This window comes from Alkalihalophilus pseudofirmus (assembly GCF_029094545.1).
GTDB classification, from domain to species: Bacteria; Bacillota; Bacilli; order Bacillales; family Bacillaceae_D; genus Alkalihalophilus; species Alkalihalophilus pseudofirmus.
This window is the reverse complement of sequence record NZ_CP117835.1, coordinates 1,203,373-1,218,712: the sequence shown is the minus strand read 5'-3', so window position 1 is coordinate 1,218,712 and position 15,340 is coordinate 1,203,373. Positions and strand designations below refer to the sequence as shown.

General features: G+C 40.0%; 18 protein-coding genes and 1 pseudogene. 6 read left to right on the top strand and 13 right to left on the bottom strand.

Features of this window, described 5'->3' with window-relative positions:
* Positions 1-546, top strand: a complete 546-nt coding sequence (gene msrA / locus PQ478_RS06290) for a peptide-methionine (S)-S-oxide reductase MsrA (protein ID WP_289236175.1) — start codon at positions 1-3, stop codon at positions 544-546.
* Positions 536-970, top strand: a complete 435-nt coding sequence (msrB, locus tag PQ478_RS06285; RefSeq protein ID WP_289236174.1) for a peptide-methionine (R)-S-oxide reductase MsrB — start codon at positions 536-538, stop codon at positions 968-970. Before msrA ends, msrB begins: the two co-directional genes overlap by 11 nt.
* 39 nt (positions 971-1,009) lie before the next feature.
* Here the strand turns inward: msrB and PQ478_RS06280 are convergent, their stop codons facing one another.
* From PQ478_RS06280 to PQ478_RS06265, 4 genes are all read right to left on the bottom strand, one after another.
* On the bottom strand, positions 1,010-2,044 hold the full coding sequence (locus PQ478_RS06280; protein WP_022626918.1) for an ABC transporter permease subunit: 1,035 nt from the start codon (positions 2,042-2,044) through the stop codon (positions 1,010-1,012).
* Positions 2,034-2,909, bottom strand: coding sequence for an ABC transporter ATP-binding protein (locus PQ478_RS06275; RefSeq protein WP_289236173.1), 876 nt, complete (start codon positions 2,907-2,909; stop codon positions 2,034-2,036). The genes PQ478_RS06280 and PQ478_RS06275 overlap by 11 nt, the downstream gene beginning before the upstream one ends.
* Complete coding sequence (locus PQ478_RS06270; protein ID WP_289236172.1) at positions 2,899-3,294, bottom strand: GntR family transcriptional regulator; 396 nt, start codon at positions 3,292-3,294, stop codon at positions 2,899-2,901. The genes PQ478_RS06275 and PQ478_RS06270 overlap by 11 nt, the downstream gene beginning before the upstream one ends.
* 158 nt (positions 3,295-3,452) lie before the next feature.
* The gene (locus PQ478_RS06265; RefSeq protein WP_012958233.1) at positions 3,453-4,670 is read right to left on the bottom strand and encodes a NupC/NupG family nucleoside CNT transporter; all 1,218 of its coding nucleotides are present in this window, start codon (positions 4,668-4,670) and stop codon (positions 3,453-3,455) included.
* A 399-nt stretch (positions 4,671-5,069) separates the two neighbouring features.
* On the opposite strand from PQ478_RS06265, the gene fumC reads away from it, so the two are divergent.
* A complete protein-coding gene (gene fumC / locus PQ478_RS06260; protein WP_289236171.1) occupies positions 5,070-6,440 on the top strand; it encodes a class II fumarate hydratase in 1,371 nt (456 codons plus the stop codon).
* Between the two features lie 67 nt (positions 6,441-6,507).
* Here fumC and PQ478_RS06255 read toward each other — a convergent pair whose 3' ends face one another.
* Both PQ478_RS06255 and PQ478_RS06250 read right to left on the bottom strand, forming a co-directional pair.
* On the bottom strand, positions 6,508-6,693 hold the full coding sequence (locus tag PQ478_RS06255) for a hypothetical protein (protein WP_031311357.1): 186 nt from the start codon (positions 6,691-6,693) through the stop codon (positions 6,508-6,510).
* A 580-nt stretch (positions 6,694-7,273) separates the two neighbouring features.
* Positions 7,274-7,825, bottom strand: coding sequence for a phosphatidylglycerophosphatase A family protein (locus tag PQ478_RS06250; protein ID WP_012958230.1), 552 nt, complete (start codon positions 7,823-7,825; stop codon positions 7,274-7,276).
* Between the two features lie 204 nt (positions 7,826-8,029).
* On the opposite strand from PQ478_RS06250, the gene PQ478_RS06245 reads away from it, so the two are divergent.
* The 3 genes from PQ478_RS06245 (at position 8,030) to PQ478_RS06235 (ending at position 9,856) form a co-directional block, all read left to right on the top strand.
* Positions 8,030-8,764, top strand: a complete 735-nt coding sequence (locus PQ478_RS06245) for an esterase family protein (protein ID WP_075684275.1) — start codon at positions 8,030-8,032, stop codon at positions 8,762-8,764.
* Positions 8,765-8,886: 122 nt separating this feature from the next.
* On the top strand, positions 8,887-9,396 hold the full coding sequence (locus tag PQ478_RS06240) for a YjcG family protein (protein ID WP_012958228.1): 510 nt from the start codon (positions 8,887-8,889) through the stop codon (positions 9,394-9,396).
* Positions 9,397-9,403: 7 nt separating this feature from the next.
* Positions 9,404-9,856, top strand: a complete 453-nt coding sequence (locus PQ478_RS06235) for a GNAT family N-acetyltransferase (RefSeq protein WP_075684274.1) — start codon at positions 9,404-9,406, stop codon at positions 9,854-9,856.
* 106 nt (positions 9,857-9,962) lie between these two features.
* Here the strand turns inward: PQ478_RS06235 and PQ478_RS06230 are convergent, their stop codons facing one another.
* The 7 genes and pseudogenes from PQ478_RS06230 to thiO all read right to left on the bottom strand — a co-directional run bounded on the left by PQ478_RS06230 (position 9,963) and on the right by thiO (position 15,335).
* Positions 9,963-10,292: an MTH1187 family thiamine-binding protein gene (locus tag PQ478_RS06230; protein WP_238457449.1), complete on the bottom strand. Its 330-nt coding sequence runs from the start codon at positions 10,290-10,292 to the stop codon at positions 9,963-9,965.
* Positions 10,293-10,367: 75 nt separating this feature from the next.
* Positions 10,368-11,045 (bottom strand): annotated as a pseudogene (locus PQ478_RS06225) (DUF1385 domain-containing protein); the annotation flags it as partial.
* Between the two features lie 21 nt (positions 11,046-11,066).
* Positions 11,067-11,672 carry a hypothetical protein gene (locus PQ478_RS06220; RefSeq protein WP_289236170.1) on the bottom strand — a complete coding sequence of 202 codons (606 nt, stop codon included), beginning with the start codon at positions 11,670-11,672 and terminating at the stop codon, positions 11,067-11,069.
* 45 nt (positions 11,673-11,717) lie between these two features.
* Positions 11,718-12,497 carry an ABC transporter permease gene (locus tag PQ478_RS06215; protein WP_289236169.1) on the bottom strand — a complete coding sequence of 260 codons (780 nt, stop codon included), beginning with the start codon at positions 12,495-12,497 and terminating at the stop codon, positions 11,718-11,720.
* A gap of 2 nt (positions 12,498-12,499) precedes the next feature.
* Complete coding sequence (locus tag PQ478_RS06210) at positions 12,500-13,210, bottom strand: ABC transporter ATP-binding protein (RefSeq protein WP_075684271.1); 711 nt, start codon at positions 13,208-13,210, stop codon at positions 12,500-12,502.
* Positions 13,211-13,359: 149 nt separating this feature from the next.
* Positions 13,360-14,163, bottom strand: a complete 804-nt coding sequence (thiD, locus tag PQ478_RS06205) for a bifunctional hydroxymethylpyrimidine kinase/phosphomethylpyrimidine kinase (protein ID WP_289236168.1) — start codon at positions 14,161-14,163, stop codon at positions 13,360-13,362.
* A gap of 59 nt (positions 14,164-14,222) precedes the next feature.
* Entirely contained in the window at positions 14,223-15,335 is a 1,113-nt protein-coding gene (gene thiO / locus PQ478_RS06200; protein WP_289236167.1) for a glycine oxidase ThiO, read from the bottom strand.
* Between the last annotated feature and the right edge of the window lie 5 nt (positions 15,336-15,340).

The following is a 15,340-nucleotide window of genomic DNA, read 5'->3' as shown; positions in this document are numbered from 1 at the left end:
ATGGCAGAAGCTTTTAGAAAAGCAACATTTGCAGGAGGCTGCTTTTGGTGTATGGTAAAGCCTTTTGACTCCTATGAGGGGATTGAATCTGTCGTCTCAGGGTATACAGGCGGGCATACAGAAAATCCAACGTATAAAGAAGTCTGCTCTGAGACGACTGGTCATTATGAAGCGGTTCAAATCACATACAATCCTGAGATCTTCTCTTATAAACAGTTAGTGGAGATTTTTTGGCAGCAAATCGACCCAACTGATGCAGGCGGACAATTTCATGACCGCGGAGACTCATACAGGCCGGCTGTTTTTTATCATGACCACGAGCAAAAAGAAATCGCAGAAAAATCAAAAACTGAACTGCAAGCGAGCAGCAGGTTTACTAAACCCATTGCAGTAGAAATTCTTCCTGCACAAACCTTTTACCCTGCAGAAGATTACCATCAGGACTATTATAAGAAAAATCCATTTCATTACATGATGTATCATAAAGGCTCAGGACGAGCAGCATTTATTAAAAACAACTGGGGGGCTAAAAAAGATGAGTCGTAACAAAGAAGAATTAAAAGAGAGATTAACGCCAATGCAGTATGAAGTGACTCAAAATAACGGGACAGAGCCTCCGTTTCGCAACGAGTATTATAATGTAGATGATGATGGAATCTATGTGGATATAGTGTCTGGTAAACCATTATTCAGCTCTTTAGATAAATATGATGCGGGCTGCGGCTGGCCTAGTTTTACTAAACCGATCGTAGATGAAGAAATCATTGAAAAAGAAGACCGTTCGCATTTTATGATTCGTACAGAAGTCAGAAGCAAAGACGCCGACTCTCATTTAGGCCATGTGTTTAATGACGGCCCTGGTCCAAATGGTCTGCGTTATTGCATCAACTCAGCTGCCCTTCGCTTTGTTCCAAAAGAAGATCTTGAAAAAGAAGGCTACGGTGCGTATTTAAAATTATTTCAGGCGTAAATAAAACAAGCTGCCAAAATGGGCAGCTTGTTTTCGTTTTTACTTTCCTTTAATCGTAATATTCATGGAAAATAGGCGCTTCGTTAATAAAATGCTCAAGTACGTAAAGATAGCAGCACCAACCCAGTAAAAAACAAGCTCTAAGATACTTCCATTTTTTAAGCTCCATGGTACAAGACCCGAACCGACCATTCCGCCAAGTAAAGCAAAACAAACAATGATCCCTGCTCGGAAAATAGGTTCGAGTTGCTTAAAGATAAGAAACTCCCCATTAAATTCACTATGATTTTGCTCATATAGCCATTGACCTGCGCCAACAAACAGGAGTGTAGCTGCAAGCGGAATCCATAGATTCATAAATTCCCCATCCCCCATCGCAGATGTCGGGTTATAAACCGTATAGATCGGCCAGATAAAGCGGGAAGCCTCTTCTGAAATCCTGCCAAAAAAGTAACCATTATTAAAGTTTACTTCAAAAAAGTACCCTACTAATACCAAAATACCTACAGGGAAAATAGTGAAAATAAAGGTTAAGGCAATTTGTGAAATCATCTCGCCTGTAATGGTTCCAATAAACAGCGTAAAGCTGTAGGTTGCAATAAAACCTAATAATGGGAGCATGAACGCCTCAAGAAAGTTTACCCCATCTAAATGGAATCCAAATTCTGATGATACGATCATAAAGTAAGCTGAAAGAAAGGTAATTGGATAGAGAACGAGAACGGGTACTACACCCATCAACCATTTCACTAAAAACATCGTACGCCTCCTGTAAGGCAAGGCAAAAGCAAAGTCCTGACGTCTTGTGCTTCTTTCTGAACCGATCAACTGTACGGCAAGAGTTACGAGAAGGACAATAATTACGAGTGAAAATACACTCATTCCAAGTGCACTGTGCACCGACCATTCTAAATAATTCATTGCTTCTGCAGGGGCTGAACGAACTTCTTCCCTCCAGTTTTCTATGCTCACCATTGCTCTGATCGGAAAATGGAAAAGAAATAATAGTGTGATGAGAAATAAAATGGCTCTTGACTGTTTCCATTCTTTTCGCAGTAATCCTTTAACCGACAAACTGCTCACCTCCAAGTTTAGCGACAAATAAATCTTCTAATGTCATCGGCAGCTCTTCCATATATAGTGGGTGAGCTTCTTTTATTTTTTCAATTCCATTATTCTCCGTGTCTTCAAAGACAAGAATATACACTTTTCCTGTTTCATTAATAACTGTGCCAAGCTTTGAGATTGATTCAGGCATACCATGAGGAAAAACAGTTTGAACCTTTTTGTATGATTCTTTAATTGAATCAAGCGAATAAGTACGTGACACTTTGCCTTCCTTTAACATAATAATGCTGTCTGCTAAGTACTCCAATTCATCTAGACGATGAGAAGAAATGACAACCGCAACCTCAAAATCTGCTACAGCCTCTACTATAAATTGCAGAATTCGTTTTTTTACAATGACATCAAGTCCATCTGTTGGTTCATCTAGTAAAATATAGGTCGCTTTCGTCGAAAAAGCTAAAATAAGTGCAAACAAAGCTTTCATACCTTTAGAGAAGGACCCCACCTTTCCGCTCTTTGGGAGAGTAAAGCGGTCTAATAAGGAATTAAATAGTTCTTCATCAAACTTCGGATAGATTTCTTTATAGAGCAGACATATTTCTTTGATTGAATATGACTTGAGCGCCTCCGGGGAATCTGGTACAAAGACGATATCCTGCTTTACTTCAGGATGAGTATAAATGCTTTTTTCTCCAACTAAAATATCACCGGCTTCAGGCTTAAGAATACCTACCATTAACTGCAGCAGAGTTGTTTTCCCCGCACCGTTCCGCCCAATTAAACCAGTCACTTTTCCTGGTTCAATATCAAATGTAATTTCATTTAATATCGATCGTTGCTTAATGTTTTTCCCCACTTGTTTAATCTGCATCACGTGATCCTCCCAATGCTTCAAATTCTTTTTCAATCCATTCGATCATTTCTGTCCTTCCTACGTTTGCATAATTAGCTTCAATAACAAGCTGACGAAGTTGTTCTTGGATCTTCTGACGTTCTTTTGGATCAACTTCTCTCAACGACTGCTCGGCTACAAAGGTTCCCTTGCCTCTTATGGTGACAATCACACCCTGTCGCTCTAGTTCTTTGTATGCCTTACTTACAGTGTTTGGATTCATCACTATTTGCGCAGCTAAATCTCGAACAGACGGCAGCTGCTCCTCCTCTTCTAAAATTCCTTTTGCTACCAGCTCTTTAATTTGTTGAACGATTTGCTCATAGAGCGGCTTTTGACTTTTAGGATTAATCGTTATAAGCATGTATTCACCACCTCGGTGTCTATAGTGTACTATTTAAAGTAGTACACCTAATACAGTTAGTATATGTATATGTTTGGAAATTGTCAATATCACTTTTTTAGATAACAAAAAAATCTGCATATGCGCTATGAGGCACATATGCAGATTCACGTAATTTATTAAATTAACATACCCGCGATTGCTGCACTTAATAATGATGCAAGCATACCAGCAGCTACTGCACGAAGACCTAAGCGTGCAATGTCTCCGCGGCGTTCAGGAGCAAGCTTCCCAAGACCACCAAGTAAAATACCAAGTGAAGAAAGGTTAGCAAAACCACAAAGTGCGAAACTAATAACAATAACTGCTTTTTCACTTAAATTTTCAATTTCCGGTGCAAAAGATAAATAAGCTACGAATTCGTTAACTACTAGCTTTTGACCGATGAAGCTTCCTGCCATTACTGCCTCATCCCAAGGTACACCAATAAGGAAAGCAAGGGGTGCAAATACATATCCTAAGATCAGTTCAAGCGTTAAATTCTCAAGTCCTGCAAAACCACCTAGGAATGAAAGGAGCCCATTAATTAAAGCAATTAACGCAACAAAGGCAATTAACATCGCTGCAATATTCAGCGCAAGAGTTAAACCAGTACTAGCCCCTTTAGCAGCTGCATCAATAATGTTTACTGTATCCTCATCTTTAGCAAGCTTAAAGTCATCCACATCATTTGTTGTACGCTCTGTTTCAGGTACAATCATTTTTGCCATAATCAGACCAGCTGGAGCTGCCATGAAACTAGCTGCAAGCAGGTATTCAAGCGGAACTCCAAGCAGCGCATAACCAATCAATACTGAACCCGCTACAGAGGCAAGTCCCCCTGTCATAACAGCAAAAAGTTCTGATTGTGACATTTTGTTTAAGTAAGGTTTTACAATTAAAGGTGCTTCTGTTTGTCCTACGAAAATGTTTGCAGCTGCAGACATTGACTCAGTCTTCGATGTACCAAGTAATTTTGCAAGTCCTCCACCAATAAATTTGATGATTAACTGCATAACACCAAGGTAGTATAAAACAGAAATGAGAGCTGAGAAGAAGATAACAACAGATAATACGTTAATAGCAAATACAAATTCTACTCCAGTCCCATCAAAGAAACCACCAAATACAAAATCAATTCCTTCATTTGCAGCACTGATGATCCATTGAACCCCTTCTGTTAGCTTTTGTAAGGCTTGCTGCCCAATTGTTGTCTTTAAGACCAATAAAGCAAAACCAATTTGGATAGCTAATCCTCCTAGAATTGTTCTAGGGCGAATAGCTTTTCGGTTAGCTGAGAGCAGATATGCAACAGCAAAAACCGTAATGATCCCAACAATTCCCCATAAAAAATTCATGATACCGCACCTCTTTTTCATTTATTAGCGAGTCACTTGCTCAAATCGCCAGATCACCTGCATTACTCGTTTAAGAAAACGCCTTCACAAGAAACCAATGAATCAACGTCTTTAGGATGCTTCATGAACACTACCTATATGTACCCATCATTCATAAAGTCAAACTGAAAACGCTTACTTGCCATTTAAAAAAATGAATGGCTCTTGAAAGCGGTGTCGAAATTTGTAAACGCTTGTCTAGATGTCAGACGTCCGAACTTCTCCCTTACTATATCAATTACGGCCGAACTTGTAAATAGGAATCCCTGGTAAAATCGAATCAATAATTTTCACATTTTAGGGTATGTATGAAGTAGGGTTACTTTTGAACATCTTAGTAATGAGAAGGGAGTTTTCTAGATGAGTAAACGGATAGAAAGAGATACTTTAGGTGAAATGTATGTGGAAGATGATAAACTTTGGGGTGCACAGACGCAGCGAAGCTTAGAGAATTTCCCAATTGGAAAAGAAAAAATTCCAAATGAGGTTATAACAGCATTTCTTCACCTTAAAAAAGCGTGCGCAATTGCAAATAAAGAATTGGGAGCAATAGAAGAAGAAAAAGCAGCAGCCATTATTGATTCCATTCAGCGGCTTCTAGAACAAGATGCAAGAAAGCACTTCCCTCTGGTTGTATGGCAGACAGGAAGCGGTACTCAATCAAATATGAATGTTAATGAAGTAGTCGCTAGATTAGCTAACGAATCAAAAGAAGGATTCATTCATCCTAATGATGACGTGAACCGTTCACAAAGTTCAAATGATACCTTTCCAACAGCCATGCATGTGGCTACAGTCTTTGCTGTTGAAAAAACTCTTTATAAAGAAATTGATCGAATGATTGAGACATGTAAAGAGAAAGAACAAGCATTTCAAGATGTGGTGAAGATCGGCCGTACTCACTTGCAAGATGCTACTCCTTTAACAGTAGCACAAGAAATCAGCGGCTTTAGACATATGCTTGAGACAAGTAAAAAAATGATTGAAGAAAGCCTTGAACATGTGAGAATTCTAACAATCGGCGGAACTGCTGTCGGGACAGGTCTTAATGCTCCTAAGGGTTTTGGCGAAGCCGTGAGTAAGCAGCTATCTACTCAATTAGGTACAACATTCACCTCTTCTACGAATTATTTTCATGGGCTTACCAGTCATGATGCTTTAGTAGGCCTGCATGGAAACTTAAAAGGACTTGCAGCAAATTTATTTAAAATCGCAAATGATATTCGTCTCTTAGCCTCTGGTCCGAGATCAGGAATTGGCGAATATCAACTTCCTATTAATGAACCTGGTAGTTCCATTATGCCTGGAAAGGTAAACCCTACTCAAGCAGAGGCACTGACGATGGTATGCGCTCAGGTGTTTGGAAATGATGCAACCGTCGGCTTTGCTGCTAGTCAGGGACACTTTCAATTAAATGTATTTAAGCCTGTCATCATATACAATGTGCTTCAATCAATCGAATTACTTCGTGATGGCATGGCCAGCTTCCATGACCGCTGTCTAGCGGGCTTAGAAATTAACGAGGAGAAAATGAAAGATCACTTAAATAATTCGTTAATGCTTGTGACTGCTCTTAATCCGCACATTGGTTATGAAAAAGCAGCAAAGATTGCAAAACTCGCCTTTGACGAAAATTTAACATTACGTGAAGCAGCGGAGAAGACCGGCTATATAACACCCGAAGAATTTGATACATTCGTTCGCCCTGAAAATATGGTTAATGAGAAGTAAAGCAAAAGAGCTGAAACGGCCATGCCGTCTCAGCTCTTTTTTTGGTATATAATTATTTAAGACTTTTTTATACCGTTTCATCATATGTGTAACGAACGATGTACTTATTCGTCTTGAGTTTGCGGACCTCAACTAATGGCCCAACTTCATAGCCGTTCATCCAATTATCTTCAAGCTTTGCTTTAATGCACCCTGCTTGAAATTTCGTACGAAACGTTTGTTTATAGTAGATCCACTTCGGCAACGATTTCATCACTAGAGCAAACCTTCTTTCATCCAATATCTTCTATTATACTGAATTCTGTCTGCTCAGGCAACGAAGAGGCCTGGACAGTGCAAGCTCGCCGCTCCTGAAATATGCTTCGCTTTTCGTGGGGAGCCAGTGAGCTTCCTCGGGCTAAAGCCCTGTGGGATCTCACTCCTGCTCTAGGCCCCACAGAAGTCTCCACATATTTCATCCGCTAAGTACTGTCCATGAAACGGATTTAGTGGGATGATTTCTATTTAGAGCGGACCAAAATTATATTATCTTCACTATAAAAGATAAATCACTGAACACCTGCTTTAAATGATAGGAACCACTTATTAACCTGCTCGCTCCGTTGATTGTAGCGGAAGGCACCGACTCCAGCGGGATGCGCGTAACCAGGGAGATCCCACAGGAGCGTAGCGACGAGGAAGCTCCCGAGCCGCCCGCGGAAAGCGTGTGCCTGCAGCGGAAATCAACAACTATGGCAGGGCGATTTTTACTGATAGGTAACTCACAAGAGCGGAACGATAAGGAGGCTTCGGGACTCTCCGTGGAAAGGGAGTACATGCAGCGGAAGCCTTATTTAACCGATCAACTCTTCATCTTCTCGCTTTTTAATATCTTCAAGACGGCGGTTTTCTTCAATGTCACGCAGCCGATGTGCAAGTCTTGCTGCTGCACTTGCTGCGATACTAGCCACAAGATCATCTAGGAAAGTATGTACTTCTGATTTACGTTTGTCCAGCTCATTAATAATCCCGACTTTTTGTTTATCAAGATAGCCAAATGACGTTACAGCTATACTTCCAAACCCAAAAACAGAGCCTAGTGCAATCGTTTCATCTACACCAAATAACCCTTCATCTGTATCAATTAAAGACTGCAGCGGTTCTGACAGCTGCTTTTTTTCTGCTAATTCATCTAGTTCAATTCCAACTAAGATGGCGTGCTGGATTTCACGCTTACATAATACAGCATCCACACTCTCATAGCATTGCTCATGTGTGACATGCGCATTATACGGACGTTGCAGATCATAAACGATCGATGCAATGTCATCAATGGACACACCTCTATTTTTTAATTTTTCTCTAGCTGCCTGTTCTACTACTTCACAATGTACAGGTGTCTTCATGTTACATCCCCCTCTTTTTTCTCTATTTTATCATAATTTACTGAATAGTCATTCCTCGTGCATCATTCCTTTGATGCAGCTTTCAAAAAGGCTTTTAGACATGAATTATGTTAAAATAAAACCATTACGTAATGAATATGTACCCTGATATACGGTAAATAAAAACACTTCATTAAATTTAGTAATAAGAAAGGATTGGCACAGATGGCAAGACCTTATGAAGGTACTCTTTTTGAAGAAACATTTAACAGTGAGTATCTACAAACAGAGCAAAAAATACTTTATTATACTCCACCAAATTTCACTCCACTAAAATCGTATGATGTGCTTATTTGTCAAGATGGGAATGATTATTTTCAATTGGGGCGTATTCCAAGACAAGTTGAGGAATTAATTGAAGAGGCTGAACTTCGAGATGTCATTATTGTCGGTGTCCCTTATCCAAGCGTTGATGAAAGAAGAAAGCGCTATCACCCTGATGGTGAAAAAGCTGAAGCTTATATTCGATTTTTGGCACATGAATTAGTCCCTTATCTCGATGAAAAATTCCCAACTCATCAACTTGCAGCAAGCAGAACATTAGCTGGTGATTCACTTGCAGCTACGATCTCTTTAATGGCAGCAATCGAATATCCGAGCCTGTTTGGACAAGTAATGATGCATTCTCCATACGTTAATAAAACGGTGCTTGATGCCGTTTCAAATTGTACTAAAACTGAATCAATTGCGATCTATCATGTCATTGGTACAAAAGAAACGGAAGTCAAAACCACCGATGGAAAGGTGCTAGATTTCCTCTCTCCAAATCGTGAATTAAATGAATTATTAACAGAGAAGAAATTTCCGTACACTTACTTTGAATTTGAAGGAGATCACACGTGGACTTACTGGCAAAAAGATTTACCGCGCGCCCTCACTACTCTCCTTCCGTATGATTGATTGAACTATGATTGATTAAACTGATGCGACTGCTGTTTTTTACAAAAAGGACTAAGAGCCAATAGACATTTTTAGTAAGTATCTGTATGATAAATAAAACGAGATTGAGGAGGATGAGGTCAATGAAATATGGTATTGCATTATTTCCAACTAAGAAATTGCAAGATTTAGCGAATTCATTCCGTATGCGCTATGATTCCCATTATGCTTTAATTCCACCGCATATTACAGTTAAAGAGCCCTTTGAAATTAGCGATGATAATCTTCCCTACATTACATCTAAATTAAGGGACATTGCTAAAAGCTCATCACCTGTAGAAATTGATGTGTATAAAGTAGATACTTTTTCTCCACAATCAAATACGATTTTCTTTAAAATTAAAGAGCACGAAACGCTTTCTGAATTATATGCTAAGCTTCATCAAGAACCTTTTGAAGAAAACACAAAATATAAGTTCATTCCTCATGTGACGATTGGTCAAGACCTATCAAATGACGAAGTGGCAGATGTTGTAGGACGTTTAAAAATGAAAAAAATTGAACACCATGAAGTGATTGATCGCATGCAGCTGCTGTATCAATTAGAAAATGGTTCTTGGACCGTTTATGAAACCTATCGCTTAGGAGAATAACGAACAGATGAATGTAGTTAAAGTTATGAATGATCAACAGTTAAAAGATGCTTATTCCATTCGAACGAAGGTATTTGTAGAAGAACAAAACGTACCTAAAGAGGAAGAAGTAGATGATTTAGAAGATCAAAGCATTCATTTTGTCATGTATGAAAACGACCGTACAATTGGTTCAGAAGATATCTATTCAAAACCAATCGGTGCAGGACGCTTACGCTTGGTTGATGGGTACGCTAAAGCTGAACGTATATGTGTGGCAAAAGATGCACGCGGCACTGGTGCAGGACGTTTTTTAATGAATGAAATGGAAAAAGAGGCGCTGAATCTTGGTGTTTCAAAGGTAAAGCTGAATGCTCAAACTCATGCAGAACCCTTTTACTCGAAGTTAGGTTATGAAATCACTTCGGATGAATTTCTTGATGCGGGTATCCCGCATGTGTCGATGGTGAAAACATTATAACTTCTTACAAAAAAACGAACCAATCGGTTCGTTTTTTTTGTGAGTTTATTGCCTATTCTCTATAGATTTATTTGATTGGATTATTTGATTGAATTATTCGACTGAGTTATTCAATAGAATCATTCGGTTGCTGTTTCATGCGAGCTTCTACTGATGCACGTTTGCTTTGCATCGTTGACTCTTTATCCCTGCGGTCATCAATACGAATATTCGTTGCTACACGCTTTAATCCATGCTTAAACGGCACCTCATGAATAGCTTGGATAACTTCAAATAAGACTGGCAGCTCTCCTTCAATCAATGTACTCATTGGTGTTAATTCATAGGTGATTTTATCTTCGTATGATGATAACACGTTCTGAATTTCAGCTACATATTGACTCACACTCGGTGTCTCCGTTCCAATTGGTATAACCGTAACATCAACAATTGCCATATGTTTTTCCTCCTTCTTTTTCATCACTTTCCGCGCTGCTAGATGTTCTGGAAACTCTTCTTTAGCGAGCGTCCTGTAAGACTGTATCGCACATATTAAATGCTTATGTTCTGGTTCTGCTGTGGTAATTTTCTCTTGCAGCCAATAAGAGATGGTTAAAATGAATTGTTGAAGCCATTTAAACCCTGCTATCTTTCCTCTCATCACGAACTGAAGAAGCGGAATGAAAAGAAGCGCTGCATACGAGCTGTACATAAGTGCATCCGTTACCTGTAATCCAGCTGCCAGGAAAATGATACATAAACTTATCACACTTAAAAAGTAGATCACTACAATATTTGTTGAACAAAAGCGATTTGTTATGGCTGCTTTTTTTATTCGGTATAACCTCCCCCGGCGCTTAACTCCCCGATCACTAAACACCTTATGCTCCGCTCCGTGGTATTTTCTTAAACTGTTCGGGAACATGAAATGCGTGCCAAACATTAGATAGAGCAGCGTGTAAAACGGAAGTTCATTCAACCCTATTGCCAATGGCAGTATAGGGACGAATACTAGAGCTATCCATGCTAGTACAACAGCCTTGAACCATAAGGGCATTGACAAAATGATCTGCTTTGCCATTATAAGGACTGTTTTTGTCTCATAAGGCTTAATCCATGTCACAAGCCGGCCTTTATCGTGATAGGAACAGGCTATATGTGTCTTACCCATAAAGAAAATTCCTCGCTGATAAGACAATCCCCGAATCATCATCTAGCTTATCCCCTCTCTTTATTGGCTAGATTGCTGTGCAGGTGTCTCTTCTTTTATCCAGAACGGAACATTGGCAGCCCCACTAAAGTCAGGATTTGAAAATAATGCATCTTCTTTTGTTAAAGGACTATGGTTAACCCACGTATGGAGCATGCGGATTGAAATATCCTCTTTATTTATCTCATCACCATTCAAGCGAACAACAGCCTGTCCATTATTTCCTAGGCTTTGATGTTCCTGAATCTCATTAGGATAGGCAAAAATGACTCCGTTACTGACGGCTTCGCCTTCGGTTTCATAGATCACTTCGTCTCCATAAACTAATTCAAGCTTCATATCTGTAAATGTAATGTCTTCTCTTGCATGACCTTCCTCATCTAGTACGGCTACACTTACATAATCTTCACCATATAGGCCGCCATCCGGCATAGAAGACCATTCCCAGTTAATGTTTACTAACCATCCATTCCCAGTATCATCTGCCTCAGCAACTAAACCCGTTTCCTCTTTAAGTTGTTCATGTGTCAGCGTTTCATTTTCACCTAAGAAATGATAGCCTCCCCAGAACATAATGGCCATCAAAATAGCCGGTAAAATTAACACTAGTTTATTCCCGTTAAACATGTTGGTCGTTTCCCCTTTTTATCTACTTCTTTTATATCTGCTTACCTACACTGATCCGTCGTCATTCACCCGTTTTAATTGTAAGTTCTGATTGAAAAACTTTCTGTACGTAAACACCGTAACAAGCATCGCACTAACTGATACGGCAACAAAAATACTTAAAGAAATGACTATCTGGTAACGAATTGCAATATGAGGTGATACTCCCGCTAGTATCAGTCCCGTCATCATTCCAGGAAGCTGTACAAGTCCAATTGTTTTTAACCCATCTACATTAGGAATCATTGCAGCACGGACAATCCGCTTGATAATCGGCTGTGTGGCTTCTTTAGGTGTAGCACCGAGTGAGAGAGCTGCAAGGAGTCGATTATGATTTTCGTTAAATTCACTTTTCATTCGCTCTATTGCAAGACCTATGGCTACCATGCTGTTCCCAATCACCATGCCGCTCATTGGAATAACTTGTTCTGGTGTAAACTCAATCATATCAAATCCAAGCCACATAGAGAGGACCGTAAGCTCAACAGTCACTAAAATGCCAAAAATCAAAAGCAGTACGCCAGAAATGCCACGACCTTTCTTAGCCGCATGAAAACCAGCCACTGTAATCATAACACTCAGCATAATCGGTATACCAATTAAGGGCGGGAGCTCGAATAAAAACGTTAATAAATACCCTATTAAGAATAATTGAGCTGCTCCTCTAAATGAGGACCAGGTGATGCTCCCTGCTAAATTCAATGAATAGACATAAGATAATGAAACGGGTATTAATACAAAAATGATGAGAAATAGCATTGATACATTTGAAATTTCTGGAGCCATATTTATTCATCCCCTTCCCCGTCACGATACAAAAATCTCCTTGCACGCTCTGTTTGTGGAGACCTAAAAAACTCCTTAGATTCACCGGTTTCAATCAGTTCGCCTTTTTCCAAATAAAAGGTTTGATCTCCTAGGCGCTCTGCCTGTTCGACATCATGCGTCACCATGAAAATAGTCTTGCCTCTCTTCTGTAATGTCCGGATGAAATCTTCAATTAATTCCACATTGCGTAAATCGAGTGCGCTTGTCACTTCATCCAGCAATAGAATCTCAGGCTCGTTTGCTAGCGTTCTCAGGAAAGCAACGCGCTGCTGCTCTCCGCCTGATAATTCATCTATAGGTTTATGTATGAATTCAGGAGAAAGGTGAACCGATTCTAAAAGCTCAATGGTTTTTTCATCAGACCAATCTCTATTATGAAGATTCGGCCCATAAGATACATTTTCTGAAACTGTCCCATCAAATAATGCAGGTGATTGAAACACCATTCCGATCTGCTGCCTTAGCTCAACAATAGGGTAGCTTTCAATCTCTTTTTCTTTAAATGTAATTGAACCTGACCTCTTATCATCTAAACGGTTCATCAAATACAAGAGACTGCTTTTACCCGCTCCAGAAGGCCCGATTAATGTAACAATTTGATTTTCCAGTACAGTAAATGAAATTTTATTGAGCCGTTCACTGCTTACATTGCTCCACTTAATAATCTCCATAACTCACCTCGGTTTCCTCGACGATTTTGATCGTATTTCGAACTGGGATGTTTATATTATACAGGATGGACAAATAAAACAAAAAGTCTACCCAAATGATTAGATCATATGAGTAGACTTAAACAAGTTTTCACTTTAACTATATCCTATCATAATAGAGAATTCTTATAAGCATGATGATTCGTAGGTCCAATGCCTCCCCCAATTGAAAGAGAATGACGGATGGCTTCCGTAATAAAAAGCTTCGCGGTTTGAACGGAATCTTTAATTGAATTTCCTTTTGCGAGTTCCGCTGCAATGGCAGCCGCATACGTGCAGCCGGTACCGTGAGTATGCTTCGTCTCAATCCGCTCTGTCTCCAAGTAATGAAGTTCCTCTCCGTCAAACCAAAGATCCACTGCCGGCCCATTTTTTAGGTGACCGCCCTTTAAGACCACATATCTTGGTCCAAGTTTGTGCAATTCTTTTGCTGCTGTCTCCATTTCCTCAAGTGTCTCCATCTCTTTTGTACGAAGAAGCTTAGCCGCTTCCGGAAGATTTGGTGTGATAACTGCAGCGATCGGCAGCAGTTCTTTAATTAATGCTTCAGTAGCTGCATCCTGAAGCAGCACCGCTCCGCCTTTAGCAACCATAACCGGGTCGACGACAATATTTTGGACATGATACTGTTTGCATTTTTTTGCAACAAGCGTAATGATTTCTGCAGAAAATAACATGCCCGTTTTAACAGCGTCTACTCCGATATCAGAGAGAACAGCATCAATCTGCGCTTCAATTGCTTCAAGTGATTGAGGAAACACACCATGCACACCTAAAGTGTTCTGAGCTGTCAGGGCAGTGATTGCACTCATTCCAAACGTATCAAGTTCTTGAAACGTTTTTAGGTCTGCTTGAATTCCAGCTCCCCCCCCGGAATCTGAGCCTGCTATGGTTAAAACTTTTGCCATCGTCATAACTATTCTCCTTCTTTCTTACCTTAAGTTTCAGTTATTACATTTGTCTCATTCATTATTTAGTATGTAAAACGATCCGGTGCGAACGTTTCGATTGGTACAGGCGTCTTTTCATCGCTAAGCAATGCAGCCACTATTTTAGCGGTAATAGGGCTAAGAAGTATTCCATTACGATAATGCCCTGTTGCAAAAATAATATGCTTTGCATTCGGGTGTGGACCGATAAAAGGGTAGCCATCCTGCGTTGCTGGTCTTAATCCAGCCCATGTATGAAACGGCTTGAGATCTGTTAAGAAAGGAAAGATATTTTTGTTCCAATTCGTTAAACGGGCTATTCCTTTTTCTGTAACATCCGTCTTAAAACCTGCAATATCTTCAGAAGCCCCGTTTACAAGCGTCCCATTTGCCTTAGGAACCAAATACCCTTGGCTAGTATAAACAATATGATTCACTTGTTTATCTCCTAGTTCATAAGCGCAAATTTGTCCGCGTATCGGATAAACAGGGAGATTTAAGGAGAAGGTTTCTTCAAGTTCCTTTGACCAAGCACCTGAGGCGATAACGAGTCGTTCAGCCTGAAACCTCTGACCGTCCTTTGATACTAAATCAATTTCATCCTTCCAGCTGTGAACCTTTACTGCTTCAAGTTCCTCAGCAATCGTTACACCATTTTTCCGGCATGCTTCTTCAAGAGCTCGTACATAATCCGGAGCAAAAACATGGCTTTCTTCCGGATAATGCATCGCTCCTATAATAGAGTTAGAAAGATGAGGTTCAAGCTTCTTTATCCGAGTCGCATCAACAAGCTCCGCCTCTGCCCCCCATTCCCTTTGCCAAGACTGCCTTGTTTTAAGTGCTAATAGATCCGCTTCATGGTACACAGCATGAAGACTTCCACTATTTGTATATTCAAAATCGTGTCCGCTGATCTTTTTGACTTCTTCTTGCCAAACTGGATATTCTCTTAAACTAGCAAGACATAATCTAAAAAAATCATCAGGGTCTTCCCCTATTTCAGAGTAAGGAGCAAGCATCCCAGCTGCCGCACCAGACGCTTGTCCCCCGCAGCGCACTTTCTCAAGAACAGTCACGTCATGACCTTTCCTAGAAAGTTCTAATGCCGAAGCAAGTCCGATCACACCGCCTCCGAGGACGATCACACGATGAGTCATTGATC